General features: G+C 61.5%; 11 protein-coding genes. 9 read left to right on the top strand and 2 right to left on the bottom strand.

Annotation, left to right across the window (positions count from 1 at the left end; translation table 11 throughout):
- Positions 1-107: 107 nt before the first annotated feature.
- On the top strand, positions 108-1,337 hold the full coding sequence (locus M5G18_RS06185; RefSeq protein WP_041075051.1) for an acyl-CoA dehydrogenase: 1,230 nt from the start codon (positions 108-110) through the stop codon (positions 1,335-1,337).
- 144 nt (positions 1,338-1,481) lie between these two features.
- Here the strand turns inward: M5G18_RS06185 and M5G18_RS06180 are convergent, their stop codons facing one another.
- Together M5G18_RS06180 and xthA are read right to left on the bottom strand one after the other, a co-directional pair.
- Entirely contained in the window at positions 1,482-2,816 is a 1,335-nt protein-coding gene (locus tag M5G18_RS06180; protein WP_273899023.1) for a substrate-binding domain-containing protein, read from the bottom strand.
- Between the two features lie 120 nt (positions 2,817-2,936).
- Complete coding sequence (gene xthA, locus M5G18_RS06175) at positions 2,937-3,749, bottom strand: exodeoxyribonuclease III (RefSeq protein ID WP_273899025.1); 813 nt, start codon at positions 3,747-3,749, stop codon at positions 2,937-2,939.
- 174 nt (positions 3,750-3,923) lie between these two features.
- Between xthA and M5G18_RS06170 the strand changes: the two genes are divergently transcribed.
- The 8 genes from M5G18_RS06170 to M5G18_RS06135 all read left to right on the top strand — a co-directional run bounded on the left by M5G18_RS06170 (position 3,924) and on the right by M5G18_RS06135 (position 16,562).
- Positions 3,924-4,574 carry a GNAT family N-acetyltransferase gene (locus M5G18_RS06170; RefSeq protein ID WP_273899028.1) on the top strand — a complete coding sequence of 217 codons (651 nt, stop codon included), beginning with the start codon at positions 3,924-3,926 and terminating at the stop codon, positions 4,572-4,574.
- 66 nt (positions 4,575-4,640) lie between these two features.
- Positions 4,641-6,368 (top strand): autotransporter assembly complex protein TamA, encoded by a 1,728-nt coding sequence (locus M5G18_RS06165; protein ID WP_085699065.1) that lies wholly within the window; start codon positions 4,641-4,643, stop codon positions 6,366-6,368.
- Positions 6,365-10,039 carry a translocation/assembly module TamB domain-containing protein gene (locus M5G18_RS06160; protein ID WP_273899031.1) on the top strand — a complete coding sequence of 1,225 codons (3,675 nt, stop codon included), beginning with the start codon at positions 6,365-6,367 and terminating at the stop codon, positions 10,037-10,039. The genes M5G18_RS06165 and M5G18_RS06160 overlap by 4 nt, the downstream gene beginning before the upstream one ends.
- 118 nt (positions 10,040-10,157) lie before the next feature.
- A complete protein-coding gene (locus M5G18_RS06155) occupies positions 10,158-11,480 on the top strand; it encodes a hypothetical protein (protein ID WP_273899032.1) in 1,323 nt (440 codons plus the stop codon).
- A 237-nt stretch (positions 11,481-11,717) separates the two neighbouring features.
- Positions 11,718-12,200 carry a MarR family winged helix-turn-helix transcriptional regulator gene (locus M5G18_RS06150; RefSeq protein ID WP_085608360.1) on the top strand — a complete coding sequence of 161 codons (483 nt, stop codon included), beginning with the start codon at positions 11,718-11,720 and terminating at the stop codon, positions 12,198-12,200.
- On the top strand, positions 12,190-13,659 hold the full coding sequence (locus M5G18_RS06145; RefSeq protein WP_273899033.1) for an efflux transporter outer membrane subunit: 1,470 nt from the start codon (positions 12,190-12,192) through the stop codon (positions 13,657-13,659). The genes M5G18_RS06150 and M5G18_RS06145 overlap by 11 nt, the downstream gene beginning before the upstream one ends.
- A 15-nt stretch (positions 13,660-13,674) precedes the next feature.
- Positions 13,675-14,877, top strand: coding sequence for an HlyD/EmrA/EmrK family protein (locus M5G18_RS06140; protein ID WP_273899035.1), 1,203 nt, complete (start codon positions 13,675-13,677; stop codon positions 14,875-14,877).
- 155 nt (positions 14,878-15,032) lie between these two features.
- Positions 15,033-16,562, top strand: coding sequence for a DHA2 family efflux MFS transporter permease subunit (locus M5G18_RS06135; RefSeq protein WP_192561624.1), 1,530 nt, complete (start codon positions 15,033-15,035; stop codon positions 16,560-16,562).
- Positions 16,563-16,655: the final 93 nt, after the last annotated feature.

Genomic DNA, 16,655 nt, shown 5'->3' with positions numbered 1-16,655 from the left:
CGGTGATGAATGTTTATACACGCCGAGAATAGGCTAGGTAAATTATCAGCGCTGTTCTAGCATCGATTGCATGACTTAAACAACCTGCCGAAAAAAGGTAATTGCTCATGGATTTCGCTTATTCGCCCAAGGTTCAGGAACTGCGTGAGCGCGTGACCGCGTTCATGGACACTTACGTTTACCCGGCCGAAGCCGTGTTTGAACGGCAGGTTGCCGAGGGCGACCGCTGGCAGCCGACCGCAATCATGGAAGAGCTCAAGGCCAAAGCGAAAGCTGAAGGGCTGTGGAATTTGTTTCTGCCTGAGTCGGAGCTCGGCGCCGGCCTGACCAACCTCGAATACGCGCCATTGGCGGAAATCATGGGTCGTTCGCTGCTCGGCCCCGAGCCGTTCAACTGCTCGGCGCCGGACACCGGCAACATGGAAGTGCTGGTGCGTTACGCCAACGAAGAACAGAAACAACGCTGGCTCGAACCGCTGCTGCGTGGCGAGATCCGCTCGGCATTCGCCATGACCGAGCCGGACGTTGCCTCTTCAGACGCCACCAACATGGCCGCCCGCGCCGTGCGCGATGGCGACGAGTGGGTCATCAACGGCAAGAAATGGTGGACCTCCGGCGCCTGCGATCCGCGCTGCAAGATCCTGATCTTCATGGGCCTGAGCAACCCCGACGCCCCGCGCCACGCCCAGCACTCGATGATTCTGGTGCCGGTCGACACCCCCGGCGTGAAGATCGTCCGTCCGCTGCCGGTGTTCGGTTACGACGATGCCCCCCACGGCCACGCCGAAGTGCTGTTCGACAACGTACGGGTGCCGTACGAAAACGTCCTGCTCGGTGAAGGACGCGGCTTCGAAATCGCTCAAGGTCGCCTCGGCCCGGGCCGGATTCACCACTGCATGCGTTCGATCGGCATGGCCGAGCGTGCACTGGAACTGATGTGCAAACGCTCAGTGAGCCGTACTGCGTTCGGCAAACCGCTGGCGCGCCTGGGCGGTAACGTCGACAAGATTGCCGACTCGCGGATGGAGATCGACATGGCGCGCCTGCTGACCCTGAAAGCGGCGTACATGATGGACACCGTGGGTAACAAGGTCGCCAAGAGTGAAATCGCGCAGATCAAGGTTGTGGCACCGAACGTTGCGTTGCGAGTGATCGACCGGGCGATCCAGATCCATGGCGGGGCAGGGGTCTCGAATGATTTCCCGCTGGCCTACATGTACGCCATGCAACGCACCCTGCGCCTGGCCGACGGCCCGGACGAAGTGCACCGCGCGGCGATCGGCAAGTTCGAGATCGGCAAGTACGTGCCGAAGGAAATGCTGCGTAGCGAGCGCTGATCCAAAAGCGCGTTATCGTTCATCGCTGGCAAGCCAGCTCCCACAAGTCTGCTGGTGTTCACACCATTTGTGTTCACCGAAGATCCCTGTGGGAGCGGGCTTGCCCGCGATGGCATCAGTGCCTGCAACGCATCAACACCTGATTCAGTAAACCCAAACCTCAACCCGCCGATTCTTGATCCGGCCCTCATCCCCGCTGTTGGTCGCCACCGGCATCAGCGCGCCAAACCCGCGCACCTCGCGCAACACCACGCCGTTCTTCACCAGCTCCCGGCGTACCGCCATCGCTCGCAGCTTCGACAGCAAATCCGCCCTGGCCGGGTCGTCCTTGGCGTCGCCGAATCCCACCAGTGTTACCGCGCGGTCGGTCTTGTCGTGGTGCTTTATATAGTCGAACACCCGGGCCAGATCCTGGCGGGCCTTGTTGTCGAGGCTGGCGCTGCCTTCTTCAAAGCGGAAGTTCACCGTCAGACGCTGGGCGTGACGGCTGAGGGATTGATAACCCTCGGGCATCAGTGCATTCGGCGTGACGGCGATGGCCTGCACGGTCTGGGCGATAAAACCGTTGGCCGCGACAATCGCCTGACCCCGACGGCTTTGCGCAAACTCCACCAGCGCTTTGGCCCAAGGATTGTTGCTGTCAGGCGGCAGATAGAAGAACAGCCGCCGCGACAACGGATAGTCTTCGGTGGCGATCAGGCTGGCGAGCGGCAGCATTGCCTGGGATTGCCCGTCGACAATCGCCACGGCTTTGGCCTGACGCACATAGGGCAGGCCGATAAAGCCAATGCCTTGTGGATCGGCGCTCACGGCATCGGACAATTGCTCACTGGACTCGAAACGTTTCGCCGAACTGTTCAGGGCTTTCCCACGACGACTGAGGACAAGTTCCTTGAACGTGTCGTAAGTGCCGGACTGATCATCCCGCGCATACAAATGAATCGTCCCACCCTTGCCACCGAGTTCTTCCCACGTCTTCGCCTCGCCGCTGAAGATGCATGCCAGTTGTTCGGTGTTCAATTGATTCAGCGGATTGTCGGGGTGAAGGATGATCGCCAGGCCATCAATGGCGATGACTTGCTCGGCGTCGGGGCTCTTCAGATCGCCCCGGGCTTGCAGGTTCAGCAGTTCGCTGTCCTTGATCGGGCGCGAGGAGGCGGCCAGATCAGCGCTGGCGTTCTTGAGTGCAGTGAAACCGGTGCTCGAACCGTGGGCGGCGATCTCCACGACGACTCTTTGGCCCTGGGCCGTCAGGCCGACGACCCGCTGTTCATTGGCGGTGTCCGGGGTTTCGCTATGGACTTTCAACAGCCCCTGATCTTGCAACAGGCCTTCCACTAGTGCCGGACCGAGCGCCGCGCCGATGGTGTTGGAACCCTGGATGCGCAATACCGGGCCGTTCTCGGGAATGGGCAACGCCGCAACCGCAACCTGCAGCCAGGCGCTCAGGAGAAAGACGAACAGAACACGCAGGGTCATGCCGGCACCGATTGCAGCCAAGGGGATTGCCGGGGAGATTAAGTCAGTGAGGTTTCTGAAAGATGACAGTGCTCAAACTGTGGGAGCGAACTCCCACAGCGATTTGCGGAGATTGCGGTATCAGCTCAACTCAAGCCAGATCGGCGCATGGTCCGAAGGCTTTTCCATCCCGCGCAGTTCATAGTCGACACCGGCGGCTTTCACCCGTGGCAGCAAGCCATGGGACGCCAGAATCACGTCGATCCGCAGACCACGCTTCGGCTCGTCTTCAAACCCACGGCTGCGGTAGTCGAACCAGCTGAACATGTCGGTCACGTCCGGGTTCAGGTGACGGTAGCTGTCGGTCAGGCCCCAGTTTTTCAGGCGGGCCATCCACTCGCGCTCTTCCGGCAGGAAGCTGCATTTGCCGGTTTTCAACCAGCGCTTCATGTTGTCCGGGCCGATGCCGATGTCGCTGTCTTCCGGGGAGATGTTGACGTCGCCCATCACCACCAGCGGCTGCTCGTTGTGGAACTGGCTTTCCAGCAGGGCTTGCAGATCGCTGTAGAAACGCTGCTTGGCCGGGAATTTGGTCGGATGGTCGCGGCTTTCGCCCTGTGGGAAATAGCCGTTCATGATCGTCACCGGAACGCCGTTGGCGTCGGCGAAAGTGCCCCAGATAAAGCGCCGCTGCGCGTCTTCTTCATCGGTGGCGAAGCCTTTGTGCACGGCAATCGGCTCCTGGCGCGAGAGCAGGGCGACACCGTAATGGCCTTTCTGGCCGTGGAAATACACGTGATAACCCAGGGCCCGCACTTCTTCCAGCGGGAACTGGTCGTCGTGGACCTTGGTTTCCTGCAGGCCGATGACGTCCGGCTGATGCTTTTCGATCAGCGCCGCCAGCTGATGCGGGCGGGCCCGCAGTCCGTTGATGTTGAAGGAAACGATCTTCATGGTCGGCAGTCCTGGCAAAAGGGCGATGCTAGCTGACATGTAGGATCTGGGCCAGCGTGGCGGTAGTCCATATGCGCTGCTAATGTCTTTCGGGTGTGGGAACGATCCCTTCAGCCCAAGGCTCGTATAACAAGAACGGGGCCTGTTGAGTCCCGTCCAGGGAGAATAACCGTCATGCCTGAAACCCAAACCGCCATCGCCGACATTCATATGCTCGACCGCGGCTATTCCCGGGAAGCGCGATCCCTTCTTTATCAGGCTTACCGCCACGAGCCGACCTTCGCCTACCTGTTCGAAGCCGAGCGTCCGGGTTACGAGCAGCGGGTCCGCGCCACGGTGCGGGAACTGGTCAAACAGCATTTTTTGCTGGATCTGCCGGCCATCGGCCTGTTGGTCAACGACCGCTTGATCGGCATCGCCCTGATCGCGCCGCCACAACGGCGTCTGGGCGTTACCGAGAGTTGGGCCTGGCGTTTGCGCATGGTGCTGAGCACCGGTTTCCGCTGCACCCGGCGTTATCTGGAATATCACGCCGCCGTTGAAGCCTGCGTGCCGACCGACTCGGTGCACATGCTGCCGCTGCTCGGCGTGCATCCGCAATTTCAGGGCAAGCATTTCGGCGAACAACTGCTGCAAGCGGTGCACAACTGGTGCGCGGTGGACGAAAGCTCCCAAGGCGTGATCCTCGACACCGGCAACCCGCGGTATCTGGAGTTCTACAAGCGTCAGGGTTACGAGGAGATCGGCGAAGTGGCCGTCGGCCCGGTGCGCGAGCACGTGTTTTTCCACGCCAACCCGCAGGTGTTACAAACAGCAACGGGATGACCATCGAACTTTTTGGGAAATTTCCTGTTCTATCACGCTCCCAAGCCCGTGATAGCATCCGCGCCTATGAAGTTTCCAGGAAGATTTACCAGTGGCGTGCTCATGCTGTTAACCAGCTGCGCGGCGCTGGCGCAAAGTGAATTGGATGTGCGGATCAAACCGTCCAACGATGAACTGAAAGCCAATATAGAAGGCTATATCGGCAGCCTCGGCGATCGTGACGAAGAAGCCTTGCAGCGCTTCAGTCGCGGCGCCGAAGAACAGGCGCGCAAGGCCGCCCAGGCCTTGGGTTATTACCAGCCGCAGATCGAAAGTGACGTCAAGGGCGGTGAAAAACCGCGTCTGGTGCTGAACATCGATCCCGGCGAGCCGATCCGCCTGCGCAATGTGACCGTGCGCATCGACGGCCCGGCGGCCTCCCTCAAATCCTTTCGAGTCCCGAAAAGTGACGTGCTCAAGCCCGGCGCGGTACTCAACCATGGGCGTTACGAAGACGCCAAGCGGCTGATCCAGAATCAGGCCTCGCGCTATGGCTTCTTCAGCGGCCGTTTCACCAGCCAGAAATTGATGGTCGATCCCCGCGCCGGGGTCGCCGATGTCGAACTGATCTACGAAAGCGGCCCGCGTTATGCGCTGGGCAAAGTCAGCTTTGAAGGCGACACACCGTTCGACGAAGACCTGCTGCAACGCATGGTGCCGTTCAAGGCTGGCGAGCCTTATGACTCCGAGCTGATCGCCGAACTCAACCGCGACCTGCAATCGAGCGGCTATTTCGAGGGCGTGCGAGTCGACGCCGCGCCGACCGCCGCGAAAAACGACGTGATCCCGGTGGACGTCAAACTCGACACCCGCAAGCCGCGCACCATGGGTCTGGGTCTCGGTTATTCCACCGACGTCGGCCCGCGAATCAAGGCCAACTGGACCCGCCACTGGGTCAACCCGCAGGGCGACAGTTATGGCTGGGAGGCCGAACTGTCGGCGCCACGGCAAAACGTCGGCCTGTTCTACGACATCCCGCTGGACCCGCCGCTGACCGACAAGCTGCGCTGGGCCGGCGGTTATCAATACGAGGACATCGACGGTTCCGACACCTTGAGCAAGCTGCTGACCTTCGGCCCGGAATGGCACAGCAAATTGCCGAGCGGCTGGCAGCGGGTGATCTCGCTGAAATGGCAGCGCGAGGAATACCAGCTCGGCGACGACTCCGGTCTGAGCACCTTGCTGATGCCCGGCGTCAGCTATTCCTATCTCAAGAGTGACAACCGCATCGATCCGCACAATGGCTATCGCCTGACCTTCGAAAGCAAAGTGGCGAAAGAAGGTCTCGGTTCCGACAACAACCTGGTCTACGGCACGGCGCTGGTCAAAGGCCTGACCACCGTGTTCGACAAGCACCGTCTGCTCGGTCGGGTGCAGGTCGGCGGCAGCGCCACCAACGGCTACAAATCGGTACCGCCGTCGCTGCGCTTCTTCGCCGGTGGCGATCAGAGCGTGCGCGGTTACGACTATCAGAGCCTGTCCCCGGAGAACTCCGAGGGCGACCGCATCGGCGGGCGCTACATGGTGGCCGGCAGCGTCGAGTACCAATATTCGATTGCCGAAAAGTGGCGCGTGGCGACCTTCGTCGATCAGGGCAACTCCTTCAATAAACTCGAACTGCCGAACCTCAAGACCGGGGTCGGTATCGGTGTGCGCTGGGTTTCGCCGGTGGGGCCGATTCGCCTCGACCTGGCCCACGCGCTGGACGACGATGGCGGCATCCGGCTGCACTTTTCCATGGGGCCTGAGCTGTGAAGCGTGGTTTGAAAATATCGGCGCTGGCGTTGTTGTCGCTGGTGCTGCTGATTGTATTGAGCATTACCGCTGTGCTCGGAACGCAGGCCGGCAGCCGTTGGGTGCTGGGTCTGGTGCCGGGTTTGAGCGTCGACAATTTCCAGGGTCGCCTCGGCGGGCAATGGAGCGCCGATCACCTGTTGTGGCAGCAGGACAGCAGCCGCGTCGAGCTGAGCAAGCCGATCTTCGAATGGTCGCCGCTGTGCCTGACGCGCATGACCCTGTGCATCCAACAACTGAAGGCCGATACCGTCAGCCTGCAATTTCCGCCGAGCGAAGAAGTCACTGAAAGCGGTCCGATCAAGCTTCCTGATCTGCAATTGCCCGTGGCCATCGAGCTGGGCGACGTGCAGGTTGGCAGCCTGTTGTTCAACGGCAGCGAAGAGTTGAAAGGCCTGCAACTGGCGGCGCACTGGACCGCCAACGGCATGCAGATCGACAGCGTGAAACTGCAACGTGACGAGTTGAGCCTGAACCTGTCCGGCCTGTTGCAACCGACTGGCAACTGGCCGCTGAACATCACCGGTGATCTGACCTTGCCGTCGCCGGCTCCCGAGCCGTGGACGCTGGCGCTGAAAATCGACGGCGATCTGCTGAAAACCCTCAACCTGCACGCCGACAGCCGTGGTTACCTCAACGGCCAGTTGAGCGGCGAACTGCAACCGCTGGTGGAAAACCTGCCGGCCAAGGTGCGGATTACCTCGGAGGCTTTCAAGCCGAGCGCCGATCTGCCGGACACCTTGCAATTCAATCAGTTGGTATTGACCGGCGAAGGCGATCTGAAAAACGGTTACCAACTCCTCGGCAACGCCACGTTGCCTGCCGATAAAGGCCCGGTGGCGCTGTTGCTCAAGGGCAAGGTCGACGCGAAAGGTGCGCAGATTGCCAGCCTCGACCTGACGGCCAACGACAAGCAAAGCCTCAAGCTGACCGGCAATGTCGACTGGAGCAAAGGCCTCAGCGCCCAGGCCAACATCAACTGGCTGGATTTTCCGTGGCACCGGCTCTATCCGGAGATCGACGAGCCGCAGGTCACGTTGCGTACCTTCACGGGCGAAGTCTCCTACACCGACGGTCAGTACCTCGGTAACTTCGCCGCCGCCGCAGATGGGCCGGCGGGGGCGTTCACCCTGAGCAGTCCGTTCAGTGGCAATCTCAAGCAGATCTTTCTGCCACAAGTGAAACTCGAAGCCGGGCAGGGCAAGGCCGAGGGCCATGTGAACGTGCAGTTCGCCGATGGCATTGCCTGGGACACCGCGCTGGAATTGTCGGCGCTCAACCCGGCGTATTGGGTCGCGGAATTGCCGGGCACCCTGGCCGGTCCGTTGAAGAGCAAAGGCGAAATGAAAAACGAGCGCCTGAGCCTGAATGCCGACCTCGATCTGAAAGGCAAACTACGCGGTCAACCGGCGGTGCTGCAAGCCAAGGCTGACGGCGCGGGCGAGCAGTGGAATCTGAATGCCCTGCAAATCCGCCTCGGCGACAACAGCATCAACGGCAAGGGCAGTCTGCAACAGAAGCTCACCGGGCAGATCGACATCAAACTGGCTCGACTGGCCCAGCTCTGGCCGCAATTGCGCGGGCAGATCAACGGTCGGGTCGATGTCGCCGGCACGCTCAAGGCGCCTCAAGGCAAGCTCGGCCTGCAAGGTTCGCAACTGGCGTTCCAGGACAATCGCCTGCAAAGCCTCAACCTCGATGCCAACCTCGACAGCGCGCAACGGGCGAAAATCGACCTCAAGGGCAGCGGCATCCAGGCCGGCGACACGTCGCTGGGCACCCTGACCGCCAGCGCCCAGGGCGATATCAAAAACCAGAAACTCAATCTCGACCTGCTCGGGCCGAAGCTGAAACTGGCGCTGGGCCTGGACGGCAATCTGGACAAAGGCAACTGGCGCGGGCGTCTGGCCAGCGGTGACATTCAGGCCGGGGGGCAGGACTGGAAACTGCAAAACCCGGCGAAACTCGAGCGTCTGGCCGACGGCAAGATCAACTTTGGCGCCCATTGCTGGATGTCCGGCAATGCCAGCCTGTGCGGTGAAGATCAGCGCCTGATGCCGGAGCCGAAGTTGCGTTATCACCTCAAGCAATTCCCGATCGAAAGCCTGGCGCAGTGGCTGCCGAAGGATTTCGCCTGGCAGGGCAAGCTCAACGCCGACCTGCAACTGGACCTTCCGGCCAGCGGCCCGAACGGCCAGATCAATGTCGATGCCAGCGGCGGCACCCTGCGCATGAAGGAAAAGGATCAGTGGGTCGACTTCCCTTACCAGACCCTCAAGCTCACCAGCAAACTCACGCCGAAACGCATCGACACTGATCTCAACTTCGTCGGCGGCAAGCTCGGCGAGTTGATGGTGCAGGCGCAGATCAATCCGCTGCCGAAGAACAAGCCGCTCAGCGGTTCATTCCGCCTCAGCGGGCTGGATCTGTCGGTGGCGCGGCCGTTTGTGCCGATGGTCGAGAAACTCACCGGGCGCCTGAACGGCAGCGGCACGATTTCCGGCGGGCTGCTCGCGCCGCTGGTCAACGGCACCGTGCAGCTCAGCGACGGCGAAGTGTCCGGGCCGGAGTTGCCGATCGAGCTGCAAGCGTTGCAACTGCAAGCGGTGATCGCCGGTGAAGCCGTGCAATTGAACGGCGGCTGGAAAAGCGGCAAGAGCGGGCAGGGCAGTCTGAACGGCAACATCGCCTGGGGTCAGGCGCTGGTGGTGGATCTGGCGCTCAAGGGCACGCAATTGCCGGTGACGGTCGAGCCCTACGCCAAACTGGAAGTGGCGCCGGACCTGAAGATTTCCATGGCCGGCGATGAGCTGGCGATTGCCGGCAAGGTGCTGGTACCGAAAGGCGAAATCACCGTGCGCGAACTGCCGCCATCGACGGTGAAAGTCTCCGATGACACGATCATCGTCGGCGCGCAGACCGAAGAGGGCAAACCGCCGCTGGCGATGAAAATGGACATCGACGTGGTGGTCGGTGAGGACAAACTGAGCTTCGCCGGATTCGGCCTGACCGCCAACCTGCAAGGCCACGTGCACATCGGTGACAACATGGACACCCGTGGCGAGCTGTGGCTCAACGACGGCAAATACCGCGCCTACGGTCAGCGCCTGACGGTGCGTCGCGCGCGTCTGCTGTTTGCCGGGCCGATCGATCAGCCGTATCTGGACATCGAAGCGATTCGCCAGACCGATGATGTGATCGCTGGTATCCGCCTGAGCGGCAGCGCCGAGCAGCCGACTACGCAGATCTTCTCGGAACCGGCGATGAGCCAGGAACAGGCGCTGTCCTATCTGGTGCTGGGACGTCCGCTGAGCACCACTGGCGAGGACAACAACATGCTCGCGCAAGCGGCGCTCGGTCTGGGTCTGATGGGCAGTTCCGGGGTCACCAGCAGTCTGGCCAGTGACTTGGGCATTCAGGACTTCCAGCTCGACACCCAGGGCAGCGGCAACACCACCAGCGTGGTGGCCAGCGGTAACATCTCCGAGAAACTCAGCCTGCGTTACGGCGTCGGCGTGTTCGAGCCGGCCAACACCATCGCCCTGCGTTACAAGCTGAGCAAAAAGGTCTACCTCGAAGCCGCCAGCGGCGTGGCCAGTTCGCTGGACATCTTCTACAAGCGGGATTTCTAGCCCGTGTTCCCCCTGGCCGGATCGTGTCACCACGATCCGGCTTTTTCTGGATGTATTAGACTGATCGCAGCTTGAAGGGCGCCGTTTGCGGCTGCCCGAAACGCCCTGGGGGGCGCCTATGGTTCGTTTGAGTATGGTCTTGCTCGGTCACGATTTTGTCCGTCGGCGCTGGTCAGCTCTGGCATTGACCGGCGTTGTCTGGGGCGCGGCCGGTGTGGCCATCTTCATCGATGCGCTGGACGGCGTGCTGTATTTTCCGCTGCATGTGTTCGGCTATTTGCTGTTGCTCGAAGCCCTGATCATTTTGCTGGTGCCGGCCCCGAAAACCGGCACGGCGGCGGCTTTGCGCAAGGCTCGCGGTCTGGCGTTTCTGCTGCTGGGGCTGCTGATCGTCGACCGACAGCATGCTGCCGGTGTGATTCTCGCGGTGCTGTTCGGTGCGGCTTTTCTGCTCGATGGCGGTTTTCGACTGGCGGCTGCGGTGGTGGTGCGCTTTGTCGGTTGGCGAATGTCACTGCTGGTGGCGCTGTTCGAGATCGGCTTTGGCGTGTTCATCCTCGAACCGTATCCGAGCCTCTATAAGGGGACGGTGCCGTTCTGCATTGGCATGAGCATCTTTCTTTCGGGCTGTGCCTTGTTGCAGCAGGCATTGCGGTTCAAGAACAGACCGTCGCCGGTGACGCCTCCTCCGGTTCATGCGCCTGCCGACAACGGCGCAATGGTGATCCATGTCTGGACACCCAGCGGTACCGTTGAAGACACCCTGGTGCGCAATCGGTTGCTCAATCGTTATATCGCGGCGGTCGATATCAACGGCGTCATATCTGCCGGCCACGCGGCAATGGAATGTGGGCCGGACATTTACATCAGCCATTACCCGCTGGACGATATCGATCGCTCGGCGGGGGATTTCGTGCGTTTGCTGCGGGCCACGCCGAACAACGATGTGGCCGGACGGTTTCTGCTGGACTACGCGAGCGAGGTTGCCGACTGGTGCCCGTCGTCGGTTCAGGTCAGTTTCGTGCACTACGACGCCGCGCGGCTTCAGGCGTTCTGGGCGGATTATCGGCAGAACACCACCTACAACCTCACCAGTCGCAATTGTTCGAGTGCCGTTGCGCACAGCCTGGAAGCTGCCCTTGAGGGTGCGATGAACCGCGGGCATTCGAGCATGCTGGATTTTGCCCGGGTCATCATCAGTCCTGAATTCTGGGTCGCGGCCCAAGTGCGCAAGCGCGCTGAGGCCATGGCCTGGACGCCGGGCCTGGTGCTTGATTATGCGCGGGCGTTGCATGCCGCCATCGAGCCGGCACCGCCGGGCTGGCACGGTATTTACGCGGGAGCCAGGCGTGCCTGCGGGTATGTGGCAACTGCGTTGCGTGGGCGTGAAGTCCATCCCCTTCAACCGCCACCGATGAATCACCCCTCCGACAAATCCTGAACGGCTCTACACCGAGTCGCTGCCTTCGCGAGCAAGCTCGCTCCCACATTGATTCGTGCAGACATGAGATCCCTGTGGGAGCGAGCTTGCTCGTGAAGGCATTCGCCTGGGTCCCCGAAAAACCGAGTCCAGTGGTCAACTAATTACAAAGCAACCTAACTATTACGTTGACATTCGCTGCCTAGGCAGTAACATCTCGACATACATTCACTGCCTAGGCAGTTATTAGGTGAGCACATGAAGCATTTCACCCCAGACGAATTCAAGCATTGCCATCTCGGCCTGTTGCTCGGCCGTGCCGCCTTGCTCAAGGACAAGATCATCGACACCCACATGGAACCCCACGGCATCACCGCCGCGCAGTTCAAGGTGTTGATCATCATGGCCCAGTTCGGCGTCGACACCCCGGCCGAGCTGTGCCGGCACCTGTCGCTGGACAGCGGTTCGATGACTCGCATGCTCGACCGTCTGGAGCAGAAAGGTTTCCTGGTTCGCCAACGCAGCGAAGGCGATCGCCGTCAGGTGCAACTCAAGCTCACCGAGCAGGGCCAGCAACTGGCCGATCGCCTGCCGCACATCGGCGCCGATGCCATGAATGAACTGGCCGGCGCCGTGACCCCGGACGAGTTGAAAACCCTGGAATACATCCTCAAGAAAATTTTGCTGGCAGCCGGTGACCCGATCACCATCCAGCGGTTAGGTGAACACAATGAGCGGTAAAACCTTGCGCAGCAGCCTGACATTGGTGCTGTCGGCGATGATCCTCGCCGGTTGCGCCAACTACAGTGGCCTCGATACCCAGGGCGCCAGCCTCGACGCGAAAACCCTGCAGACCGGGCAATCGCTCAACGGCGTCACCCTGTCCCAGGCCGCCTGGCCGAAGAGCGACTGGTGGACCAGCCTCGGCGATCCACAGCTCGACGGTCTGATCCGCGAAGCCCTGAAAGACAGCCCGGACATGCAGATCGCCGACGCCCGCGCCCATCAGGCCAGCGCCGCCGCGTACGCCGCCGATGCCGAGCGTTATCCGACCCTCGACGCCAGCGCCGGTATCAGCCGTTCGCGTCTGGCCAAGGATCAGGACCCGCGAGGGCAGGGCGATGCCTACGCCACCGTGCGCAACATCAGCGCCGGCTTCAATTACAACTTCGACCTGTGGGGCGGTCAGCGTGACGCCTGGGAATCCGCACTCGGTCAGGCCCGTGCCGCCGAAGTCGACCGTCAGGCCGCGCAACTGACCCTGGCTGCCGACGTGGCCCGGGCCTACAGCGATCTGGGTCAGGCGCACATCGTTTATGACCTGGCCAACGAAGACCTCAAACGCACCAAACAGATGCTCGACTTGAGCCAGCGCCGGTTGAGCTCGGGGATCGACAGCCAGTACCAGTTCCAGCAGACCCAAAGCCTGGAAGCCAGCTCCGAAGCCAGCCTGATCGACGCCGAAAAACGCCTGAACAGCGCAAAAAACGCCCTGGCCGTACTGCTCGGCAAAGGCCCGGATCGCGGCAACGAAATCGCTCGGCCGAAAGTCCTGCAAGCCAGCGCCGTGGCATTGCCATCGGTGCTGCCGGCGGAACTGCTGGGCCGTCGCCCGGATCTGGTCGCCGCGCGCTGGCGTGTCGAGGCAGCGAGCAAGGACATCGACTCGGCCAAGACCCGCTTCTATCCCAACTTGAACCTGTCGGCTTCCGCCGGTGCCGAATCCTTGTTGGGGGACGCGATGTTCGGTTCCGCCAGTCGCTTCTTCAACATTGCCCCGACGATTTCGGTGCCGATCTTCGATGGCGGACGCCTGCGCGCCAACCTCGATGCCCGCGACGCCGATTACGACCTCGCCGTGGCGCAGTACAACAAAAGCCTGGTGAAAGCCCTGGGCGATGTCAGCGACACGATCAACCAGTTGCGCGACATCGGCCGGCAGATCGGCGCCCAGCAGCACGCGACCGAGATTGCCCAGGACTCTTACAACACCGTCGTCCAGCGTTACGGTTCCGGCATAGGCAACTACCTGGACGTGCTCAGCATCGAGCAGCAATTGCTGCAGGCCCAGCGTCAGCTGGCCAACCTGAATGCCGAGCAGATCGACCTGTCGATTCAACTGATGCAAGCGCTGGGCGGCGGCTTCCAGGGGCAAACCCTGACCGCAGCCAACGCCACCCCAGCCACGCCGCACAACTAATTCAAGGTACTTGTCATGGCCACTGCCGAAAACACACAAGCTCAAGACAACTCCCAGGACACTGGCAACCCGCGCAAACGCAAGGTGATGCTGCTGGTGCTGGCCGTTGTGGTTGCCCTCGCCGGTGCCGGTGTCTGGGCGTATCACGAATTCATCGGGCGCTGGAGCGAAAGCACCGACGACGCCTACGTCAACGGCAACGTGGTGGAAATCACCCCGCTGGTGACCGGCACCGTGGTCAGCATCGGCGCCGACGACGGCGATCTGGTGCATGAAGGCCAGGTGCTGATCAACTTCGACCCGAACGACGCCGAAGTCGGCCTGCAAAGTGCCAAGGCCAATCTGGCCCGCACCGTACGTCAGGTGCGCGGCTTGTACAGCAACGTTGACGGCATGAAGGCCCAGGTCAACGCGCAACAGGCCGAAGTGCAGAAAGCCCAGGACAACTTCAACCGCCGGAAAAATCTCGCGGCCGGCGGGGCGATTTCCCAGGAAGAACTGTCCCACGCCCGCGATGACCTGACCTCGGCACAGAACGCCCTGGCCAACGCCAAACAGCAACTGAAGACCACCAGCGCGCTGGTCGATGACACCGTGGTCTCGTCGCACCCGGACGTGATGGCCGCCGCGGCGCAACTGCGTCAGGCCTACCTGACCAACGCTCGCAGCACCTTGATTGCGCCGGTCACTGGTTATGTCGCCAAGCGCACCGTGCAACTTGGCCAGCGTGTGCAGCCGGGCACTGCGCTGATGGCGGTGATTCCCCTGGATCAGCTGTGGATCGACGCCAACTTCAAGGAAACCCAGCTGCGTGACATGCGCATCGGCCAACCGGTGGAGATCGAGTCGGACATCTACGGCAGCGACGTGAAGTTCAGCGGCACCATCGACAGCCTCGGCGCGGGCACCGGCAGCGCGTTCGCCCTGTTGCCGGCGCAGAACGCCACCGGTAACTGGATCAAGATCGTGCAACGTGTGCCGGTACGGATTCACGTCAACGCCGAGGAGCTGGCCAAACACCCGCTGCGCGTCGGTCTGTCGACCAATGTCGAGGTCAATCTGCACGATCAGAGCGGCCCGGTACTGGCCCAGCAGCCGCCGCAAAAGGCCTCGTTCAGCACCAACGTCTACGACCGCCAACTGGCCGAAGCCGACGCGATGATCACCCAGTTGATCCACGACAACAGCGCGGCGGTCAGCAAGACCGCGCAACGCTGATTCCCTTCCTCTGTGGGAGCGAGCTTGCTCGCGAAAGCGGTGTGTCATTCAGCATTAATTTATCTGACAGACCGCCATCGCGAGCAAGCTCGCTCCCACAAAGGTGACTGCGTCTGTAACAAGCGCGGCACCCGCCGAGTTCCAAAGGATTCGCGATGAGCAATAACGCCTCTTTTACGCCGCCCAGCCTGTTGCTCAGCACCATCGGCCTGTCGCTGGCGACCTTCATGCAGGTACTCGACACCACCATCGCCAACGTGGCGCTGCCGACCATTTCCGGCAACCTCGGCGTGAGTTCGGAGCAGGGCACCTGGGTCATCACCTCGTTCGCCGTGAGCAACGCCATTGCGCTGCCGCTCACCGGCTGGCTGAGCCGTCGCTTCGGCGAGGTGAAGCTGTTTCTGTGGGCGACCATCCTGTTCGTGCTGGCCTCGTTCCTCTGCGGTATTTCCACGTCGATGCCGGAACTGATCGGCTTCCGCGTGCTGCAAGGCCTGGTGGCCGGGCCGTTGTACCCGATGACCCAGACGCTGTTGATTGCGGTCTATCCGCCGGCGAGGCGAGGCATGGCCCTGGCGTTGCTGGCGATGGTCACGGTGGTGGCGCCGATTGCCGGGCCGATCCTCGGCGGCTGGATCACCGACAGTTACAGCTGGCCGTGGATCTTCTTCATCAACGTGCCGATCGGGATCTTCGCGGTAATGGTGGTGCGCCAGCAGCTGGCCAAGCGCCCGGTGGTCACCAGCCATCAGCCGATGGATTACGTCGGGCTGATCACGCTGATCATCGGCGTGGGCGCGTTGCAGGTGATCCTCGACAAGGGCAATGACCTGGACTGGTTCGAGTCGAACTTCATCATCATTGGCGCGGCAATTTCGGTGATTGCGCTGGCTGTATTCGTGATCTGGGAAATGACCGATCAACATCCAGTGGTCAACCTGCGGCTGTTCGCCCACCGCAACTTCCGCATCGGTACGCTGGTGCTGGTGTTGGGTTACGCCGGATTCTTCGGCATCAACCTGATCCTGCCGCAGTGGTTGCAGACCCAGATGGGCTACACCGCGACCTGGGCCGGTCTGGCGGTGGCACCGATCGGCATTCTGCCGGTGCTGCTGTCACCGTTTGTCGGCAAGTACGCGCACAAGTTTGACCTGCGTCTGCTGGCCGGGCTGGCGTTCCTGGCGATCGGCCTGAGCTGCTTCATGCGTGCCGAGTTCACCAACGAGGTGGACTTCCAGCACATCGCCCTGGTGCAGTTGTTCATGGGGATTGGTGTGGCGCTGTTCTTCATGCCGACCTTGAGCATTCTGATGTCGGACTTGCCGCCGAGCCAGATTGCCGATGGCGCGGGTCTGGCGACGTTCCTGCGGACACTGGGCGGCAGTTTTGCGGCGTCGTTGACTACGTGGATCTGGATTCGCCGGGCGGATCAGCATCATGCCTATATGAGCGAGAGCATCAGCACTTATGAGCCGGCGACCCGTGAGGCGTTGAATCAGTTGGGCGGGGCGAGCAATCCGGCGTATGCGCAGCTGGATCATGTGTTGACCAGTCAGGCGTATATGCTTTCCACCGTGGATTACTTCACGTTGTTGGGGTGGGGGTTTATGGGGTTGATTCTGATTGTTTGGCTGGCGAAACCGCCGTTTGCTGCGAAGGCAGGGCCTGCGGCTTCCGGGCACTAAGATCAAGAGCTTTCCCTCACCCTAACCCTCTCCCGGAGGGAGAGGGGACTGACCGAGGTGGATGTGCGAGGTACATCGACCTGAGATGTCGAG

This window comes from Pseudomonas aphyarum (genome assembly GCF_028657055.1).
GTDB classification, from domain to species: Bacteria; Pseudomonadota; Gammaproteobacteria; order Pseudomonadales; family Pseudomonadaceae; genus Aquipseudomonas; species Aquipseudomonas aphyarum.
The sequence above is the reverse complement of the archived record's forward strand: the minus strand, read 5'-3'. Positions and strand labels throughout refer to the sequence as shown.